13 protein-coding genes are annotated in these 16,085 nt (G+C 39.7%); all 13 read right to left on the bottom strand.

What is annotated here, in order from left to right:
- Window positions 1–93 precede the first annotated feature (93 nt).
- The 13 genes from ABE65_RS08820 to ABE65_RS08755 all read right to left on the bottom strand — a co-directional run bounded on the left by ABE65_RS08820 (window position 94) and on the right by ABE65_RS08755 (window position 16,077).
- A complete protein-coding gene (locus ABE65_RS08820) occupies window positions 94–4,395 on the bottom strand; it encodes a PolC-type DNA polymerase III (protein ID WP_066393736.1) in 4,302 nt (1,433 codons plus the stop codon).
- Window positions 4,396–4,613: 218 nt separating this feature from the next.
- Window positions 4,614–6,326: a proline--tRNA ligase gene (locus ABE65_RS08815; RefSeq protein ID WP_066393734.1), complete on the bottom strand. Its 1,713-nt coding sequence runs from the start codon at window positions 6,324–6,326 to the stop codon at window positions 4,614–4,616.
- A gap of 27 nt (window positions 6,327–6,353) precedes the next feature.
- A complete protein-coding gene (gene rseP, locus ABE65_RS08810) occupies window positions 6,354–7,616 on the bottom strand; it encodes an RIP metalloprotease RseP (protein WP_066399956.1) in 1,263 nt (420 codons plus the stop codon).
- Between the two features lie 5 nt (window positions 7,617–7,621).
- The gene (gene dxr, locus ABE65_RS08805) at window positions 7,622–8,779 is read right to left on the bottom strand and encodes a 1-deoxy-D-xylulose-5-phosphate reductoisomerase (protein ID WP_066393732.1); all 1,158 of its coding nucleotides are present in this window, start codon (window positions 8,777–8,779) and stop codon (window positions 7,622–7,624) included.
- 16 nt (window positions 8,780–8,795) lie between these two features.
- Window positions 8,796–9,584: a phosphatidate cytidylyltransferase gene (locus ABE65_RS08800; protein WP_066393730.1), complete on the bottom strand. Its 789-nt coding sequence runs from the start codon at window positions 9,582–9,584 to the stop codon at window positions 8,796–8,798.
- Between the two features lie 13 nt (window positions 9,585–9,597).
- Window positions 9,598–10,353: an undecaprenyl pyrophosphate synthase gene (locus ABE65_RS08795; protein WP_066393728.1), complete on the bottom strand. Its 756-nt coding sequence runs from the start codon at window positions 10,351–10,353 to the stop codon at window positions 9,598–9,600.
- Between the two features lie 167 nt (window positions 10,354–10,520).
- Window positions 10,521–11,078 (bottom strand): ribosome recycling factor, encoded by a 558-nt coding sequence (gene frr, locus ABE65_RS08790; RefSeq protein WP_066393725.1) that lies wholly within the window; start codon window positions 11,076–11,078, stop codon window positions 10,521–10,523.
- Entirely contained in the window at window positions 11,078–11,803 is a 726-nt protein-coding gene (gene pyrH, locus ABE65_RS08785; protein WP_066393724.1) for a UMP kinase, read from the bottom strand. The genes frr and pyrH overlap by 1 nt, the downstream gene beginning before the upstream one ends.
- A gap of 336 nt (window positions 11,804–12,139) precedes the next feature.
- On the bottom strand, window positions 12,140–13,018 hold the full coding sequence (tsf, locus tag ABE65_RS08775; protein WP_066393722.1) for a translation elongation factor Ts: 879 nt from the start codon (window positions 13,016–13,018) through the stop codon (window positions 12,140–12,142).
- A 102-nt stretch (window positions 13,019–13,120) separates the two neighbouring features.
- Complete coding sequence (gene rpsB, locus ABE65_RS08770; protein WP_066393720.1) at window positions 13,121–13,846, bottom strand: 30S ribosomal protein S2; 726 nt, start codon at window positions 13,844–13,846, stop codon at window positions 13,121–13,123.
- 157 nt (window positions 13,847–14,003) lie between these two features.
- Window positions 14,004–14,432: a DUF6115 domain-containing protein gene (locus ABE65_RS08765; protein WP_156499146.1), complete on the bottom strand. Its 429-nt coding sequence runs from the start codon at window positions 14,430–14,432 to the stop codon at window positions 14,004–14,006.
- 10 nt (window positions 14,433–14,442) lie between these two features.
- Window positions 14,443–14,718 (bottom strand): hypothetical protein, encoded by a 276-nt coding sequence (locus ABE65_RS08760; protein ID WP_066393716.1) that lies wholly within the window; start codon window positions 14,716–14,718, stop codon window positions 14,443–14,445.
- A gap of 18 nt (window positions 14,719–14,736) precedes the next feature.
- Window positions 14,737–16,077: a flagellar assembly protein A gene (locus ABE65_RS08755; protein ID WP_066393714.1), complete on the bottom strand. Its 1,341-nt coding sequence runs from the start codon at window positions 16,075–16,077 to the stop codon at window positions 14,737–14,739.
- Window positions 16,078–16,085 lie beyond the last annotated feature (8 nt).

Genomic DNA, 16,085 nt, shown 5'->3' with positions numbered 1-16,085 from the left:
TCGCCGACAGTTATTCATTCAACAGTATTTCCAAAAATACTATACCATAACCAATAAAATACTGCAACTGATCAAGCCTTCAGAAAGCCCCTCTTAAAAGAGCGAAAGCTGGTTTGCATCAGGCATTCCTTCCAAACATCCTTGATCATCTAAGTACTCAATAATGGTCTTCGATAGCTTCGCACGTTGCTGAAGATCTTCTTTAGAAAGAAATTCACCTTGTTCTCTTGCTTTTACGATGTTTAGTGCTGCATTTGTCCCTAACCCTGCGATCGAATTGAACGGCGGTATCAGTGTGTCACCTTCAACCAAGAAGTCCGTTGCACTGGAGCGATAAAGATCGATCTTCTGGAACGATAACCCTCTTTCACACATCTCGAGAGCTAACTCTAGTACTGTCTGTAAATTCTTCTCTTTTGTAGAAGCATCAAGCCCTTTAGCTGAGATCTCTTCGATTTTTGTCCGTAATGCTTTAGATCCTCTGATCATTGATTCCACATCAAAATCATCTGCTCTTACCGTGAAATATGCAGCATAGAACCAAATTGGATAATGAACTTTAAAATATGCGATACGAACGGCCATTAATACATAAGCTGCCGCATGGGCTTTAGGGAACATGTATTTGATCTTCAAACAAGAACCAATATACCAATCAGGAACATCGTTCTTTTTCATCTCATCGATCCACTCATCCGGCAGACCCTTACCTTTACGCACGCTCTCCATGATTTTAAAAGCAAGCGACGGCTCTAAGCCTTTATAGATCAGATAGACCATAATATCATCACGGCATCCGATAACGTCTTTTAACACACAAGTCCCATTAGCTATCAGTTCGTTGGCATTATTCAGCCACACATCCGTACCATGAGATAGTCCTGAAATCTGTACAAGTTCAGAGAAAGTACTCGGTTTTGTTTCTTCAAGCATCTGTCGTACAAACTTTGTTCCGAACTCTGGAATCCCTAACGTACCTGTCTTACACATGATCTGATCTTCGGATACACCTAAAACTTCCGGGCCTGAGAAGATTTTCATCACTTCTGGATCAGAAGCAGGGATCGTCTTCGGATCAATACCGCTTAGATCTTGAAGCATACGTATAACAGTCGGATCATCGTGTCCGAGTATATCGAGTTTTAATAAGTTATCGTGAATCGAGTGGAAATCAAAATGAGTCGTCTTCCATTCTGATCCGCTATCATCGGCTGGGAACTGAACCGGACAAAAATCATAGATGTCCATATAATCAGGAACAACAATTATCCCACCCGGATGCTGCCCTGTTGTTCTCTTTACTCCTGTACAACCAGCTACGAGGCGGTCCACCTCTGCTGATCGAATCGTTAAGTTATTGTCTCCTGCATAACCTTTTACATAGCCGTAAGCCGTTTTTTCAGCTACCGTGCCTATCGTACCTGCACGATACACATAATCTTCACCGAATAGTTCCTTCGTGTAGTTATGTGCTCTAGGCTGATATTCACCAGAGAAGTTCAAGTCGATATCAGGTACCTTATCCCCTTTGAAACCAAGGAACGTTTCAAACGGAATGTCTTGTCCATCTTTTATATAAAGCACTTCGCAAGTTGGACATTCTTTATCTGGAAGGTCATAACCAGAACCAACGGAACCATCATTAAAGAAATGGGATTCTTTACATTTCGGACAAACATAATGAGGAGGCAGCGGATTCACTTCGGTAATCTCAGTCATTGTCGCAACAAACGACGAACCAACTGATCCACGTGACCCTACAAGATAACCATCGATCAACGATTTCTTTACAAGTTTATGCGAGATCAAATAAATAACCGCAAATCCGTGTCCGATAATACTTTTTAATTCTTTTTCCAATCTCTTCTCAACAAGTTCAGGAAGATTTTCACCATAGATGCTTCTAGCTCGGTTATAACTCATCGAACGTACTTCGTCATCTGCTCCCTCGATCTTCGGTGTATACAGATCATCAGGGATCGGTTTGATCTCTTGAATCATGTCGGCGATCTGTCTCGTATTTTCACAAACTACTTTTTGAGCTCTTTCCTCACCCAAGAACGAGAAAAGGTCCAGCATCTCATCTGTTGTTCTAAAATGCACTTCTGGAAGTGTCTGTCTGTTAAGCGGATTCGCTCCCCCTTGTGAAGAGATCAAGATTTTTCGATAGATCGCATCTTCAGGGTTTAAATAATGAACGTTCCCTGTCGCGACAACTGGTTTGTTCAATTTCTCTCCAAGCTGAACGATGTTAGATAGGATCTCTCTTAAATTCATCTCATCTGCAACTAATTCTCTTTCGATGAGATGATAATAGTTACTTGGTGGCTGAACCTCTAAGTAATCATAGAACTCCGCGATCTTTTCAACTTCTTCGATCGGCTTTTGCATCATACCTTCAAACACTTCACCTTTATCACAAGCTGAACCGACAAGAATACCTTCTCGTAGCTTACTTAATCGTGATCTGGGAATACGTGGTGTTCGATAAAAATAAGATAGATGTGATTCAGAAACGAGTTTGTATAAATTCTTCAGACCTTCTTGTGTAGCGGCTAAAAGTGTGCAGTGAAACGGCCTTGATCTTTGAAATCCACCTTGCCCCATGTTATCGTTCAAACGGTCGTGATAAAAGATATCCTTTTCAAACGTCTCTTTTAAAAGCTTCCATAAAAGATAGCCCGTTGCTTCAGCATCATAGATAGCACGGTGATGCTGAGTGAGTTCAATGTCAAATCTTTTACAAAGTGTGTTCAATCTATGATTCTTTAATTGAGGAAGTAGAAATCTTGCCAATTCAAGCGTATCAATAACAGGATTCTTTGCTTCGCCTAATCCTATCTTGCGTAAACCTTCGTTCAAGAACCCCATATCAAAGCTAGCGTTATGCGCTACTAAGATATCATCACCCATAAACGCGTGAAAATCTCTTAGCACTTCTTCGATCTCTGGTGCGTTCTCAACCATATCATCTGTAATTCCAGTTAATTCGATCGTAGTCTGAGAGAGCGATTCATGAGGATTCGCGAACCTTTCAAAACGGTCGATGATCTCCCCACCACGTATCTTTACTGCTGCGAGTTCAATGATTTTATTATAAACGGCCGATAAACCTGTCGTCTCAACGTCAAAGACGATATATGTTTCATCTGTTAATTTTCTGGGCGCTTCGTTGTAAGCGATCGGTACACCATCATCTACAAGATTGGCTTCAAGTCCGTACAGAATTTTGATCCCGTTTTTCTTTCCTGCGCTATACGCTTCCGGAAAGGACTGAACACCAGCATGATCAGTAATCGCGATAGCAGGATGTCCCCACTTCTTTGCTTGTCCCACTAAGGAAGAAACGGAGGAAATCGCGTCCATCTGACTCATCGGGGTGTGAAGGTGAAGCTCAACACGTTTATTGTCTTCATCCGCTAGATCTTTTCTAAAATCAGGCTTGATCTCATTAATATCGTTCGCGATCATGACTAGATCTCTAACAAATGTATCATTTTGAATTCCGCCTCGAACTTTTAGCCACATTCCCTTTTGAATGCCTTGAAGGATAGGAATATCTTCTTTGTCACGAGAGAAAATTTTGATTAATAGAGAATCCGTATAATCGGTAATCTTAAATGTTAAAAGTGTACGTCCGCTTCTAAGCTCTCTCGTTTCGGAATGAAAGACGTATCCTTGGATCGTTATGCGTCTTTCTTCATCTTGAATCGTTTGGATCGGAACAGGATCATCTTTGATTGAATAGCCGATCATAATATCAGTTCTTGCTGCAGGACCATCTGATCGATTAGCAGCTTTTTCTTTTTCAACCAATGCTTCCATTACTTTATTCTGATCTTCTTGTTTTCTCTGTTCGATAAACTTTTGAAAATCTTCTTCAGAGTGTTTAACCTCTGTTTTGACCATTACAGAATGAAACCCAAACTGACTGTACATCTCCTTAATAACAGGAGAAAGTTTTCTTTGTACAAGCGCTTCTTCCGCATCATTTCTAACGGTCAGACACAAAAAGTTACCTTCTGCAATAGGATCTTGTGTAGACAGCATACTTCCTAGACTTGGTGCTGCGGTTTCAACTAACTTTTCTTTGCACAACGGCCAAAAGCCAAGAAGCTCATCTGCTTGAAATCCCTCTTTCGTTTGAAGAGAAAAAGACACAGCAGCAATGTGCTGAAAAGTTTGACGAAGGCTGGCACTAAACCATGCATAACTATCAGGGGTTAGTGGACGAAGGAGTCCAATAATAAAATGCCAGCTTCTATTATTCTTATCTATCGTAAGTTTTTCGATCGTTCCCTCCGAAAAACCAGTTTTCATCTCATCAGGCATACCTAATTGTTCTAAAAGAAGCGAAAGCCTCTCTTGTCTGATCTGTTGATCATTTCCGCTCATAGGAACCTCCTCTTAAAGGGGTTTAATTATGTTTTCACATGACTAACCAACGCAAATCTTAAACGTTTTTTCACTTAATTATACTATAGCTTAAAGTAGTGAGCCTCGAATATCATCATAAAGATTAGATCTCCATTCGTAAAGTACAAAGAGAAAGGCACCTCTCATATAAAAGAGGTACCTCCTCTATGGACATCTTCCATTTCATGACGCTCTAACTAATTCTTAAGCTTGTCCCACTCATTCTTAATAAAGCTGCTTAGTTCAGAAACTGGCACTTCGAAAGATTCTCCGCTTTTACGAATCTTCACTTCTACGATGCCATCTGATGCGCGTTTTCCAACCATAACACGAATCGGCAGTCCGATAAGATCGCTATCTGTAAATTTCACACCTGCTCGTTCAGGGCGATCATCATATAAGCAATCAAAACCATCATTCTTGATTTGTGTGTAAATTTCATCTGAAAGTGCTGCTTGTTCTGCGTTCTTACTGTTAACAGCGATTAGATGAACGTCAAACGGTGTGAGTGATAACGGCCAGATCAACCCTTTATCATCATTGTTTTCTTCAGCTACTGCCGCTAATGTACGAGAAACACCTATTCCATAACAACCCATAGACATGATTTGATTCTTACCGTTCTCATCTAAGTAAGAAGCTTTCATCGGTTCGCTGTAAACTTTACCAAGTTTGAACACATGCCCTACTTCGATTCCTTTAGCAAAAACGATCGTTCCTTTACCATCTGGTGACAGATCACCTTCGACAACAAAACGAAGATCAGCCGTTTCGTCAACCTCAAAATCTCTATTGTGGTTAACATTTGTATAATGGTATCCCGTTTCATTTGCTCCACAAACTGCATTTACCATATATGGCACTGCTTGGTCCGCGATTACTTTAACTTCTTTTGAGACCTGAATCGGACCGAGAGATCCATGTTCAGCATCCAGCCATTTTTTTGTTTCTTCTGCCGTTGCTAATTCTACTTCTTTAGCTGAGAGCACATTTTTAAGCTTAATCTCGTTAACTTCATGATCGCCTCTGACTAAAACTAAAACAGGTTGCTCATCAGCGATATATAGCAATGATTTAATTACTTTTGATGGTGCGACTTGTAAGAACTCCGAAACCTCTTCAATGCTTTTCGCGTGTTTCGTTTCTACTTTCTCAAGTTCCATAAGAGCTTCAGATGAGCGGTCTTCACTAAGAACAACAGGAGCCATCTCAATGTTCGCTGCAAAATCTGAATCCGTCGAATACGCGATCAAATCTTCACCAATCTCTGATAAAACCATGAACTCATGATTATCTTTACCACCGATCGCACCTGAGTCCGCTAAGACCGCACGGAAGTTCAGTCCACAACGACTAAAGATAGCCGAGTAGGCATCTTTCATTGCTTCATACGTATCATCTAGACTTTCTTGCTTATCATGGAAAGAATAGGCATCTTTCATGATGAACTCTCTTCCACGAAGCAAGCCGAAACGTGGACGCTTTTCGTCTCTAAACTTCGTTTGAATTTGATATAGATTAAGAGGAAGCTTCTTATATGATTTCACTTCATCTCGAACGATACTCGTGATCACTTCTTCATGTGTAGCTCCAAGAGCAAAATCACGCTCGTGTCTGTCTTTTAATCTCATTAGTTCAGGTCCATAGCTATACCATCGTCCACTTTCTTGCCATAGTTCAGCAAGCTGTAGTGCTGGCATCATCATCTCTTGTGAACCAGCACGATTCATTTCTTCTCGTACAATATTTTCTATTTTATGAAGAACCTTTTTCCCCAAAGGAAGAAAAGAATAAATTCCAGCGGCATTCTGACGGATAAAGCCAGCTCTTAATAAGAGCTGGTGGCTTTTAACATCTGCATCTGAAGGAACTTCTCTTAAAGTTGGCATAAACAACTGACTTTGTCTCATAATCTCTACTCCTCAAATCATCCCAAATTAACCAAGAAAAATTTTCTGTATATCATTCCATGTAACAACAAGCATCAATAACATTAGAAAAGCAAATCCGATAAAATGAACCATTCCTTCTTTTTGCGGATCGATCGGTTTCCCTCTCAATGCTTCAACTCCTAAGAAGAGAAGTCGTCCTCCGTCAAGAGCTGGTAATGGCAACAAGTTAAAGATTCCTAAGTTTACACTCAATATTGCTGCCCATTGCAATAACATATAAACACCAGCTTTTGCAGCTTGATCTGTATACTCATAGATTCCAAGAGGTCCAGAAAGCTGGTCGATCCCATGCTGACCCGTGATCAGTTGTCCGAGCCCTGTAAAAATAGCCGTTGTCATAAACCATGTTTGTTTAGCACCATATTCTAATGAACCAACAAAAGAGGATTCCGTATATGGGTGAGCTCCGATAAACCCTTCGTTCTTATCATCAGCACCTTTACGAGAACCTAGCGTAACAGGGACCACTTTCTCTTCTCCATTGCGGTTGATCGTAAACATTAGCTTCTCACCAGGGTTTTCTTGAATGACAGACACTAACTCTTTCCAATCGTCCATCTTTTCGCCCTGAACTGCAATAATTTTGTCCCCTTTAACCAAACCAGCTTTTTCTGCTCCCGCTCCTTCTTGGAGGGTACCCAATCTCGATTCGTTAGTAGGAATTCCTTGCATGAGTGAAAATACGACCAGGATCACGAAAGCTAGTAAGAAATTCATTGCAGGACCAGCAAAGATCGCAAGTGTTCTTTGCATGATCGTCTTCGATCCAAACTGTCTATTATAAGGAGCGATCTGCATCTCTTGATGATCAGCTACAAATAGTGCATCTTCTTTTACTTTATAAGTCGATGTTCCAGAGTCTTCGTTTTCAAAACCCGTCAAATATAGTTCACGTTCTAGATCAGCATTTTCAATGGTAATCGTTTTTTGAACCGGATATTTGTCACGGTGATTAACAACGATTTTCTCGACTTCATTTGCTTGGTTGAAGATCAAACCAACTCTGTGACCTGCCTTAAGTTCAATACCCTCCGGATCTTCTCCAGCCATACGTACGAACCCTCCAAGTGGTAAGAGACGGATCGTATAGACCGTTTCCCCTTTCTTGAAGGCAAACACTTTCGGGCCGAATCCAATAGCAAACTCACGACACAAAATGCCTGCACGTTTTGCCAGCAATAGATGTCCGAGTTCATGAAAGAAAATTAAAGCACCTAAAATGATGATAATGGCTATCACAGTGTTCATTTCCATTACCTGCCTTTACTAAGTAGTGACTCCACATATTGACGAGTCCTATTATCTGTTTCTTGTATTGTCTCAAGGTCTGGCTTACTGACGTTTGACAACTTCTGCATAGCTCGTTCAATCAACTCTTCAATCTCAAGAAACGAGATATGACCATTCAAGAAAAGTTCAACCGCTTTTTCATTCGCAGCATTTAAGATGGTCGGCATCAAGCCCCCAGCAGTTCCTGCCTGAAAAGCTAGTTTTAAACATCTGAAACGGTCGTAATCCATTTCTTGAAAATGCAACTTTCCAACTTCCCATAAGTTTAACCTTTTCCCGTTTATTAATTCAAGTCGATCGGGATAGGTAAGAGCGTATTGTATCGGCACTCTCATATCTGGTTGTCCCAAATGAGCGATAATGCTTGTATCAACAAACTCTACCATAGAGTGTATGATACTTTCCTTATGTAAAATGACGTCTATTTTCGAATAATCAAAGGAAAATAACCAATGAGCTTCAATCACTTCCAAACCTTTGTTCATCATTGTTGCAGAATCGATCGTGATTTTTGCACCCATTGACCAGTTTGGATGGTTCAAAGCTTCCTTCACTGTAACGTTTTTTAATTCTTCACGAGTACGGTCTCTAAAGCTTCCACCAGAAGCAGTCAATATCAACTTCTCCACACGTTTTGGGTCTTCACCGTTCAAACACTGATAGATCGCTGAATGTTCTGAATCCACCGGAAGAATGGCGACGTTATGTTGCTTCGCTTGTTCCATAACAAGATGACCTGCTGTTACAAGTGTTTCTTTATTAGCCAGAGCGATCGTCTTTTTTGCTTCGATCGCTTTTAATGTAGGAAGTAACCCCACACTACCGATTACTGCATTCACAACAACCGTTGAATCTGTAGAAACCGCAGCTTCGATCAATCCTTCCATTCCTGAGACAACACGTGTAGATGTTCTTACCTTCGAACGAAGGATTTTTGCATCTTCTTCGTTTTGAACAGCACAAATTTCAGGTTGAAATTTAGATATAATTTTTTCAGCAGCCTCAATATTCTTACCTACAGACATCGAACTTAATTTGAACTGTTCTGGATGAGAGGCGATCACATCTAAGGTCTGCACGCCGATCGAGCCTGTTGCACCAAGTAAACTTACTGATTTCATCTTATACCTCCTAGCGTTATCCTATCAAATGAAGCACGTGGAGCAATGGGAATACGAATAACGCACTATCTAATCTATCTAAAATCCCACCATGTCCAGGAAGCAAAGTACCAGAATCTTTTACATCGTATATTCGTTTATATGCCGATTCTGCCAAATCACCTATCTGACCAAATATACCTACGATCATGGAAATCAGTAGAATATTAGATAATGACATATCCACAAAGTGAGTCAAATAGCTGATCACACCCACAACAAGACTAAAGAAGATTCCCCCGACTGCCCCTTCAATCGTTTTGTTTGGAGAGATAACCGGCCAAAGTTTTCGTTTTCCGATCGATTTTCCAACAAAGTACGCCCCAGAGTCTGTTGCCCATATCATGAATAGGATTAAGAATAAAAGTTGGACCCCACCTTCTAATATTCTAGTTTCTAGTAAATAGAAAAACCCAAAACCAACATATATAGAACTAAATAGCACAAACGAAATATGATTGTAATCTGTATTGTTCTTTTGTACAACAGTTACGACTAGTAATAGAAGAACTGCAAGTATAATGGCATCCGTTTTAGTAAAAGGTTCTAAAGAACTCATCCAGTCTTGTGGTAATGCAATCAAGACTGCTAATAAAAATCCGATCCCTCCCACGAAACTTAGCTCCATCCTTTTCATGCGCAATAACTCAAACATGCCAATCCCCGTCAGCAATAGTATTAATAGTGAGAACGGCCAGCTTCCATAAAGGGTAATCCCTATAAATAAAACGGCTGCGATTACACCTGTTATAATCCGTTGTTTCATAAGTCCTCCTTAATTAAACACCGCCATACCGCCTGCCTCGTCCGGCAAATTGTGATACAGCTTCTCGTAGATGCTCTTCAGAAAAATCTGGCCATAACACTTCAGTAAACCAAAATTCAGAATACGCAAGCTGCCAGAGCATAAAGTTACTTAATCGTACTTCACCACTTGTGCGAATCAAAAGATCCGGATCGTTTAGATCATGCGTCATCAAATGCTGTTCAATCATGGAATCATCAATTTGTGACGGTTCTAATCTTCCTTGTTTCACTTCAGAAGCTAAAGCTTTAACCGCAGCAGTAATCTCATCACGACTGCCATAATTAAGAGCAAAGTTTAAGATTAATCCAGTGTTGTTCTTCGTCTTGTTGATCGCTTCATCTACAGCTTTTACTGTGTGAAGTGGTAATAACTCTTTTTTACCCATTATTCGCACTTGTACATTCTCTTTAATCAAATCTGGAAGAAAAGTATTTAAAAATTCTCCAGGAAGTTTCATTAAAAAGTCGACTTCTTCGCGTGGACGTTTCCAGTTTTCAGTTGAAAAAGCATAGAGGGTTAAAACTTCTATCCCAATTTTATTCGCTTCTTTAACGATTTTACGAACGGTCTTCATCCCTTCATGATGACCGGCAATTCGCGGCATAGCTCGTTTTCGTGCCCACCGTCCATTTCCATCCATAATAATGGCTACATGTTTAGGGATGTTTTCCTCACTGAATGTATGGTTCTCTGGACTTTTTTTCTTAAAGAAAAGCTTGTCAAGCATGTATAAGCCTCCATCTTCTTAGACTTCATAGAATCCACCTCATAGGGAGGTGGTCTCCATATGCCAATCACCTTATCATTTAAAGTCTAGCAAAATGGTGATATTGTCTAATAAAAAAGCCCCCTTTTATAGAGGGCTTTTTATATTTAATTGTACATGGAAAAGCGTTATACTTCCATGATTTCTTTTTCTTTAGCAGAACTTACAGAATCAGCTTCAGCTGTGTATTTATCAGTAAGCTTTTGAACTTCATCATTATAGCGACGTAGTTCGTCTTCTGTGATCTCAGCCTCTTTTTCAAGTTTCTTTAAGTCATCATTCGCATCACGACGAACGTTTCTTAGAGCTACTTTTGCTTCTTCAGCAAACTTCTTAACAAGTTTAACTAGTTCTTTTCTGCGTTCTTCTGTTAGAGCTGGAATCGCAATACGAATCACTTGTCCATCGTTAGAAGGTGTTAGACCAAGATCAGACTTTAGAATCGCCTTTTCAATATCTGCCATTGCAGATTTGTCGTAAGGCTGAATCACCAAAAGTCTAGCTTCTGGAGTTGTTACACCAGCTAGTTGATTGATCGGCGTTTGAGTTCCGTAGTAATCAACCTGTACTCTGTCTAATAGAGAAGGGTTTGCTCTACCTGCACGAAGTGTTGAATATTCGCGTCTTAGAGCTCCGATCGCTTTTTGCATCTTTTCTTCTGCTTGAGTTAAAACTTCTTTTGCCATTAGTTTCTCCCCCTTATAACGGTTCCAATTTTTTCTCCAGCCACTGCTCGTTTGATGTTTCCTTCTTCCATGATCGAGAAAACAACTAACGGGATATCATTATCCATACATAGTGATGATGCTGTTGTATCCATAACTGCTAGTCCATCTTTTAAAAGATCAAGATATGATAATGTCGTATACTTAACAGCGTTCTCATCCAATTTAGGATCTGCTGAATATACGCCGTCCACGTTATTCTTAGCCATCAAGATGACTTCTGCTTCAATTTCCGCTGCTCTTAGTGCGGCAGTCGTATCTGTTGAGAAATACGGGTTACCAGTTCCTGCTGCAAAAATGACAACGCGTTTTTTTTCAAGGTGACGAATGGCTTTTCTTCTGATATAAGGTTCTGCAACCTGACGCATTTCTATTGATGTTTGTACTCTTGTTTGAACCCCGATGTTCTCAAGACTGTCTTGAAGGGCTAATGAATTCATCACAGTAGCAAGCATGCCCATATAGTCTGCTGAAGCACGGTCCATTCCCATCTCACTGCCCGTCTTACCACGCCATAGGTTTCCGCCGCCTACTACTACAGCAACTTCTACGTCGAGTTCAACGATTTCTTTTACTTGTTCTGCAATTGACTGAACGATTTTTGGATCGATTCCAGATGTTTGTTCACCTGCTAGTGCTTCTCCACTTAATTTCAAGACGACTCGTTTATATTTTGAAGTAGTCATTTGTCCCTCCATCACCTAAAAAAATGTATTTACCTGGTCTTTTATAAAGGATGTTATTGATAAGCTTCGTTGCTTGATAGAGGTTGATTTCCGTTTCAGGTGCTCGCTTTCCGGGGGGCGTGCGGTGAGCCACCTCGGCGCTTTGCGCCCTTAGGTGTCTCACCTGTCCCGCTTGTCCCCCAGGAGTCTCGCACCTTGCACTACAATCAACTAATCAGTGATGTCTTTAAAAAACAAGCTAAAGCAACAAGCTTTTAATGTAGAGCATTAAAAAACCAAGGTTATTTCTGTAAAAAAAGAGGAACACAACGTGCTCCCCTCTTTTTTAAACTGTGCTTACTTTTTAACTTGAGACATTACTTCTTCAGCGAAGTTGTCTTCACGCTTCTCAAGACCTTCTCCAACTTCAAAGCGAATGAAGGCTTTAACAGTAGCACCTTTAGAAGCTACATATTTACCAACTTTTTGGTCTGGATCTTTAATGAAAGATTGGTCGTTTAAGCAAATATCTTCGAAGTATTTACCAAGACGTCCTTCTACCATTTTAGCTACGATGTTTTCAGGCTTTCCTTCGTTAAGTGCTTGCTCTGTTAACACTTTACGCTCGCGTGATACTTCTTCTTCACTAACTTCGTCACGAGAGATGTATTTAGGGTTTACTGCTGCAACGTGCATAGAAACGTCTTTTGCAACTTCTTCTTCTGTAGTTCCTTCAAGAACTGAAAGAACTCCAATGCGTCCACCCATGTGAAGGTAAGCGCCGAATGCTGCATTCTCGTCTTTTTTCAAGATTTCAAAACGACGAAGTGTAAGCTTTTCTCCGATTTTAGCGATTGCTGCGTTGATGTAATCATTTACTGAAGTTCCGTTAAAGTCAGAAGCTAGTGCATCTTCTACTGATGCAGGCTCTGTAGCCAACAAGTGGTTACCTAACTCAGCGATTAAGTTTTTGAAGTTTTCGTTCTTCGCAACGAAATCTGTTTCTGAGTTCACTTCAAGGATAACTGCTTTGTTTCCGTCAACGATTACAGATGTTAGACCTTCTGCAGCGATACGGTCAGCTTTCTTAGCAGCTTTCGCGATCCCTTTTTCACGAAGGTAGTCGATTGCCGCCTCCATGTTACCATCTGTTTCAGTTAATGCTTTCTTACAATCCATCATTCCTGCGCCAGTTTTCTCACGCAATTCTTTAACCATTTGTGCTGTAATAGCCATGTGTTTTTGCCTCCTTATGGGATATGTAGTGCTAGTTGTGACTTTACATAAAAAGGGTGATAAAGGGTCATCCCCTCTACCACCCTTGAGCATTCCATTTAATTAAGCAGTAGTTTCTTCTTCAGCTGCTTCTGCTACTTCTTCTCCGCCTTGGTTAGCTTCGATGATAGCATCTGCCATCTTACCAGTAAGAAGTTTAACTGCACGAATTGCATCATCGTTACCAGGGATAACGTGATCAACTTCGTCCGGATCACAGTTCGTATCAACGATAGCGATGATCGGGATGTTTAATTTACGAGCTTCAGCAATCGCGATGCGCTCTTTACGAGGGTCAACTACGAATAATGCGTCAGGAAGCTTGTTCATGTCTTTGATTCCGCCTAGGAACTTTTCAAGACGCTCCATTTCCTTTTTAAGAAGAATAACTTCTTTTTTAGGAAGTACTTCAAAAGTACCGTCTTCTTGCATTTTTTCAAGATCTTTCAAGCGGTTGATACGCTTGCGGATTGTTCCGAAGTTTGTTAAAGTTCCACCTAACCAACGTTGGTTGATGTAGTACATGTCAGAACGTTGAGCTTCTTCCTTAACTGAATCTTGAGCTTGTTTCTTAGTTCCAACGAAAAGGATTTTTCCGCCGTCTGCTGCGATGTTACGCATAACATTGTAGCATTCTTCAACTTTCTTTACCGTCTTTTGAAGATCGATAATGTAGATACCGTTTCTTTCTGTGAAAATGTAACGAGACATTTTCGGATTCCAACGGCGAGTCTGATGACCAAAGTGTACACCAGCTTCTAACAATTGTTTCATTGAAATTACTGCCATAATGGCACCTCCTAGGTTTGTTTACCTCCGTTTGTTTCACCTTTGAGCAATAACTGACTTAGTCAGCACCACATTACTCAAATCCGCAAACGTGTGTGATTAACACCGAGAAATAATATAACATGTTTCGTGCATTTTCTGCAAGTCTTTTTACTTGTTATCGATAAAATTTTAAAAGCAACTCAACTTCACCTTTTCCTCGGTGTAGGATTTTTGCAATTTCTTCAGCATTATATCCTTTTTGAGCTAATATTAATACTTCATTTGTCTCTTTAGAGAAATGTTTATCGTCTGAATCTTTCTGGCCTATATCTGTTTCTTCTGTTCCTATATTAGAGATCTCATCAGTTTTCTCATCCAGAACCAGTTGTTGATGATTTTTCTGAGTGAATTCTATGATCATATCATGCAAGCGTTCATTTTCCATCTTCATTTCTTCTGAAAAAAGCTCAAGAAGCTCTTCTACTTCTTCACTTATTTTTGATTCATGTGAGTTATTTTGTTGTTGTAATTTCTTGTTTAGATTAAAAATTAAATATAAACATACTATGTTTAACATCACACTTAGAAAAACTAAAGCGTACATCGCATCCATCCTAACCTGAATAATCAATTTTACTTCCTTTATAAGGATGATTCGAACTCTTAGAACTCGTCTTTTCTTGCTGATGCTGATCATTTGTTTGAAATAAACCAGATTCAGTCGCTTCTTTTTGATTGACCCGTTCTGCTTCTTTCTTGTCTTTTTTTCGTATTTCTTCTGAAGTATGTTGTTGTTGAAGAAGTCCTCTGTTCATGAGATCAACGCTTTCTTTTGAAGCATCAAGAGTTCTTGGAATTGCCACTTGGAGCTCGATTAATTTAAGACTCACAGCATCCACATCCTATTCTTATAGCGTGTGAACAACAATTTCCTTTTCTTCTAAAAATACTTTTGCAGCCGTGTATGGAGATTGAATCTTTCGTTTATACTTTCCGATCGCGATCTCTACATTAGGATGAAGGGTGCTGTTAATATGAATAGAAGATTTTAAAGTATTTTTACTTTTTTCGATTTCCGCTCGATGGTTAGTCATCTCCAGTTTCGATTGAGAAATCGTATTTATAATTCTATTAATCGTTTGTTGCTCTGTATTTTTTTGAATCAAAACGCTTTTTAAATGAGTTAATTTTTCTAAATTTTTTTCTAATTCAAGAATTTTTTGTTCATGATGTATGATTTCTTTATCCATTCTATCATTTGTTTTTATGTATAATAACGTTTTGGAGTTTGTTTCGTTTCCTATGTTATTTGCTGAGATTCCGTTTCCTGCAATACAGGTGCCACCCGATATATTTCCTTTTCCACTCGTACATGTAATGTAAGATTCCGCCTCACAATGGCTGTGAAGGATCGTTTGTGCTACCATTATGTTTCCTCTCGCGTATACATTTCCTTGACTAATATAAAGGGAAGTGAAATCCCCACCACAACGAACCGAACCTTTACCTTGACCTAAAACACCGCCACCGATCACAACGCTTCCGTCAGAAATAATATCAGCTGCTTCAACGACGCCTTCGACTCGAACATCACCTTTTGCATTTATTTTAAACCCTGAAGGTACATCACCGGTTATGTGAACATTTCCAACAAAATCAATATGACCGGTCTTTAAGGAAACATCACCATCTACTCGATAAACAGGATAAATGTTTACACAATTATTTTGGAACGTAACCTCTCCACTTGCTGATGCATAGACACATTTCTCACTTTCGTTATAAACGGTATTCTCACCATTTTTTACTACTAAATCTTTACCTTTTTTTGCAGGTATCACTTTTCCAAAAACACTTATTCCTGCTATGCCTTCTGTCGCGTTTTGTTTCCTTGCTAAGATCTCTCCGAACTCAGCTGTAGGAATTGTAAAAAGTCGTTTAAAATCTAGCTTCTCATTCTCGTTTGTATCTAGCTTCTTCTCATTTGTGAAAGATGGAATAAGTCTTGCAGACTCTCCATCTTTCGGGAGTTTCCCTTTTGCGATCTCACCAGGGAAAACAAAACGATTTAGATTTTCAACCACTAAACTCAATACTTCATTTCGAATTCCATGTCGTATTCCTTTAGATTCGATCCAAGCTAGCAGTTTAGAATACGTGACTTCACCAGATGGGATTTCAACTCCGTTTTTTTGTAAGAGTGCTACTGTTTCACGATTCTCAAATTTTATATGAAACCATTGATCCATATCCCTAC

Source organism: Fictibacillus phosphorivorans (assembly GCF_001629705.1).
Lineage (GTDB): Bacteria > Bacillota > Bacilli > Bacillales > Fictibacillaceae > Fictibacillus > Fictibacillus phosphorivorans_A.
This window is presented reverse-complemented; position numbering and strand designations above follow the sequence as displayed.

Excerpts from the sequence above, each read along its gene's own strand:
- ABE65_RS08820 (WP_066393736.1), bottom strand. The coding sequence starts at position 4,395 with ATGAGCGGAAATGATCAACAGATCAGACAAGAGAGGCTTTCGCTTCTT.
- ABE65_RS08815 (WP_066393734.1), bottom strand. The coding sequence starts at position 6,326 with ATGAGACAAAGTCAGTTGTTTATGCCAACTTTAAGAGAAGTTCCTTCA.
- rseP (WP_066399956.1), bottom strand. The coding sequence starts at position 7,616 with ATGAACACTGTGATAGCCATTATCATCATTTTAGGTGCTTTAATTTTC.
- dxr (WP_066393732.1), bottom strand. The coding sequence starts at position 8,779 with ATGAAATCAGTAAGTTTACTTGGTGCAACAGGCTCGATCGGCGTGCAG.
- ABE65_RS08800 (WP_066393730.1), bottom strand. The coding sequence starts at position 9,584 with ATGAAACAACGGATTATAACAGGTGTAATCGCAGCCGTTTTATTTATA.
- ABE65_RS08795 (WP_066393728.1), bottom strand. The coding sequence starts at position 10,353 with ATGCTTGACAAGCTTTTCTTTAAGAAAAAAAGTCCAGAGAACCATACA.
- frr (WP_066393725.1), bottom strand. The coding sequence starts at position 11,078 with ATGGCAAAAGAAGTTTTAACTCAAGCAGAAGAAAAGATGCAAAAAGCG.
- pyrH (WP_066393724.1), bottom strand. The coding sequence starts at position 11,803 with ATGACTACTTCAAAATATAAACGAGTCGTCTTGAAATTAAGTGGAGAA.
- tsf (WP_066393722.1), bottom strand. The coding sequence starts at position 13,018 with ATGGCTATTACAGCACAAATGGTTAAAGAATTGCGTGAGAAAACTGGC.
- rpsB (WP_066393720.1), bottom strand. The coding sequence starts at position 13,846 with ATGGCAGTAATTTCAATGAAACAATTGTTAGAAGCTGGTGTACACTTT.
- ABE65_RS08765 (WP_156499146.1), bottom strand. The coding sequence starts at position 14,432 with ATGTACGCTTTAGTTTTTCTAAGTGTGATGTTAAACATAGTATGTTTA.
- ABE65_RS08755 (WP_066393714.1), bottom strand. The coding sequence starts at position 16,077 with ATGGATCAATGGTTTCATATAAAATTTGAGAATCGTGAAACAGTAGCA.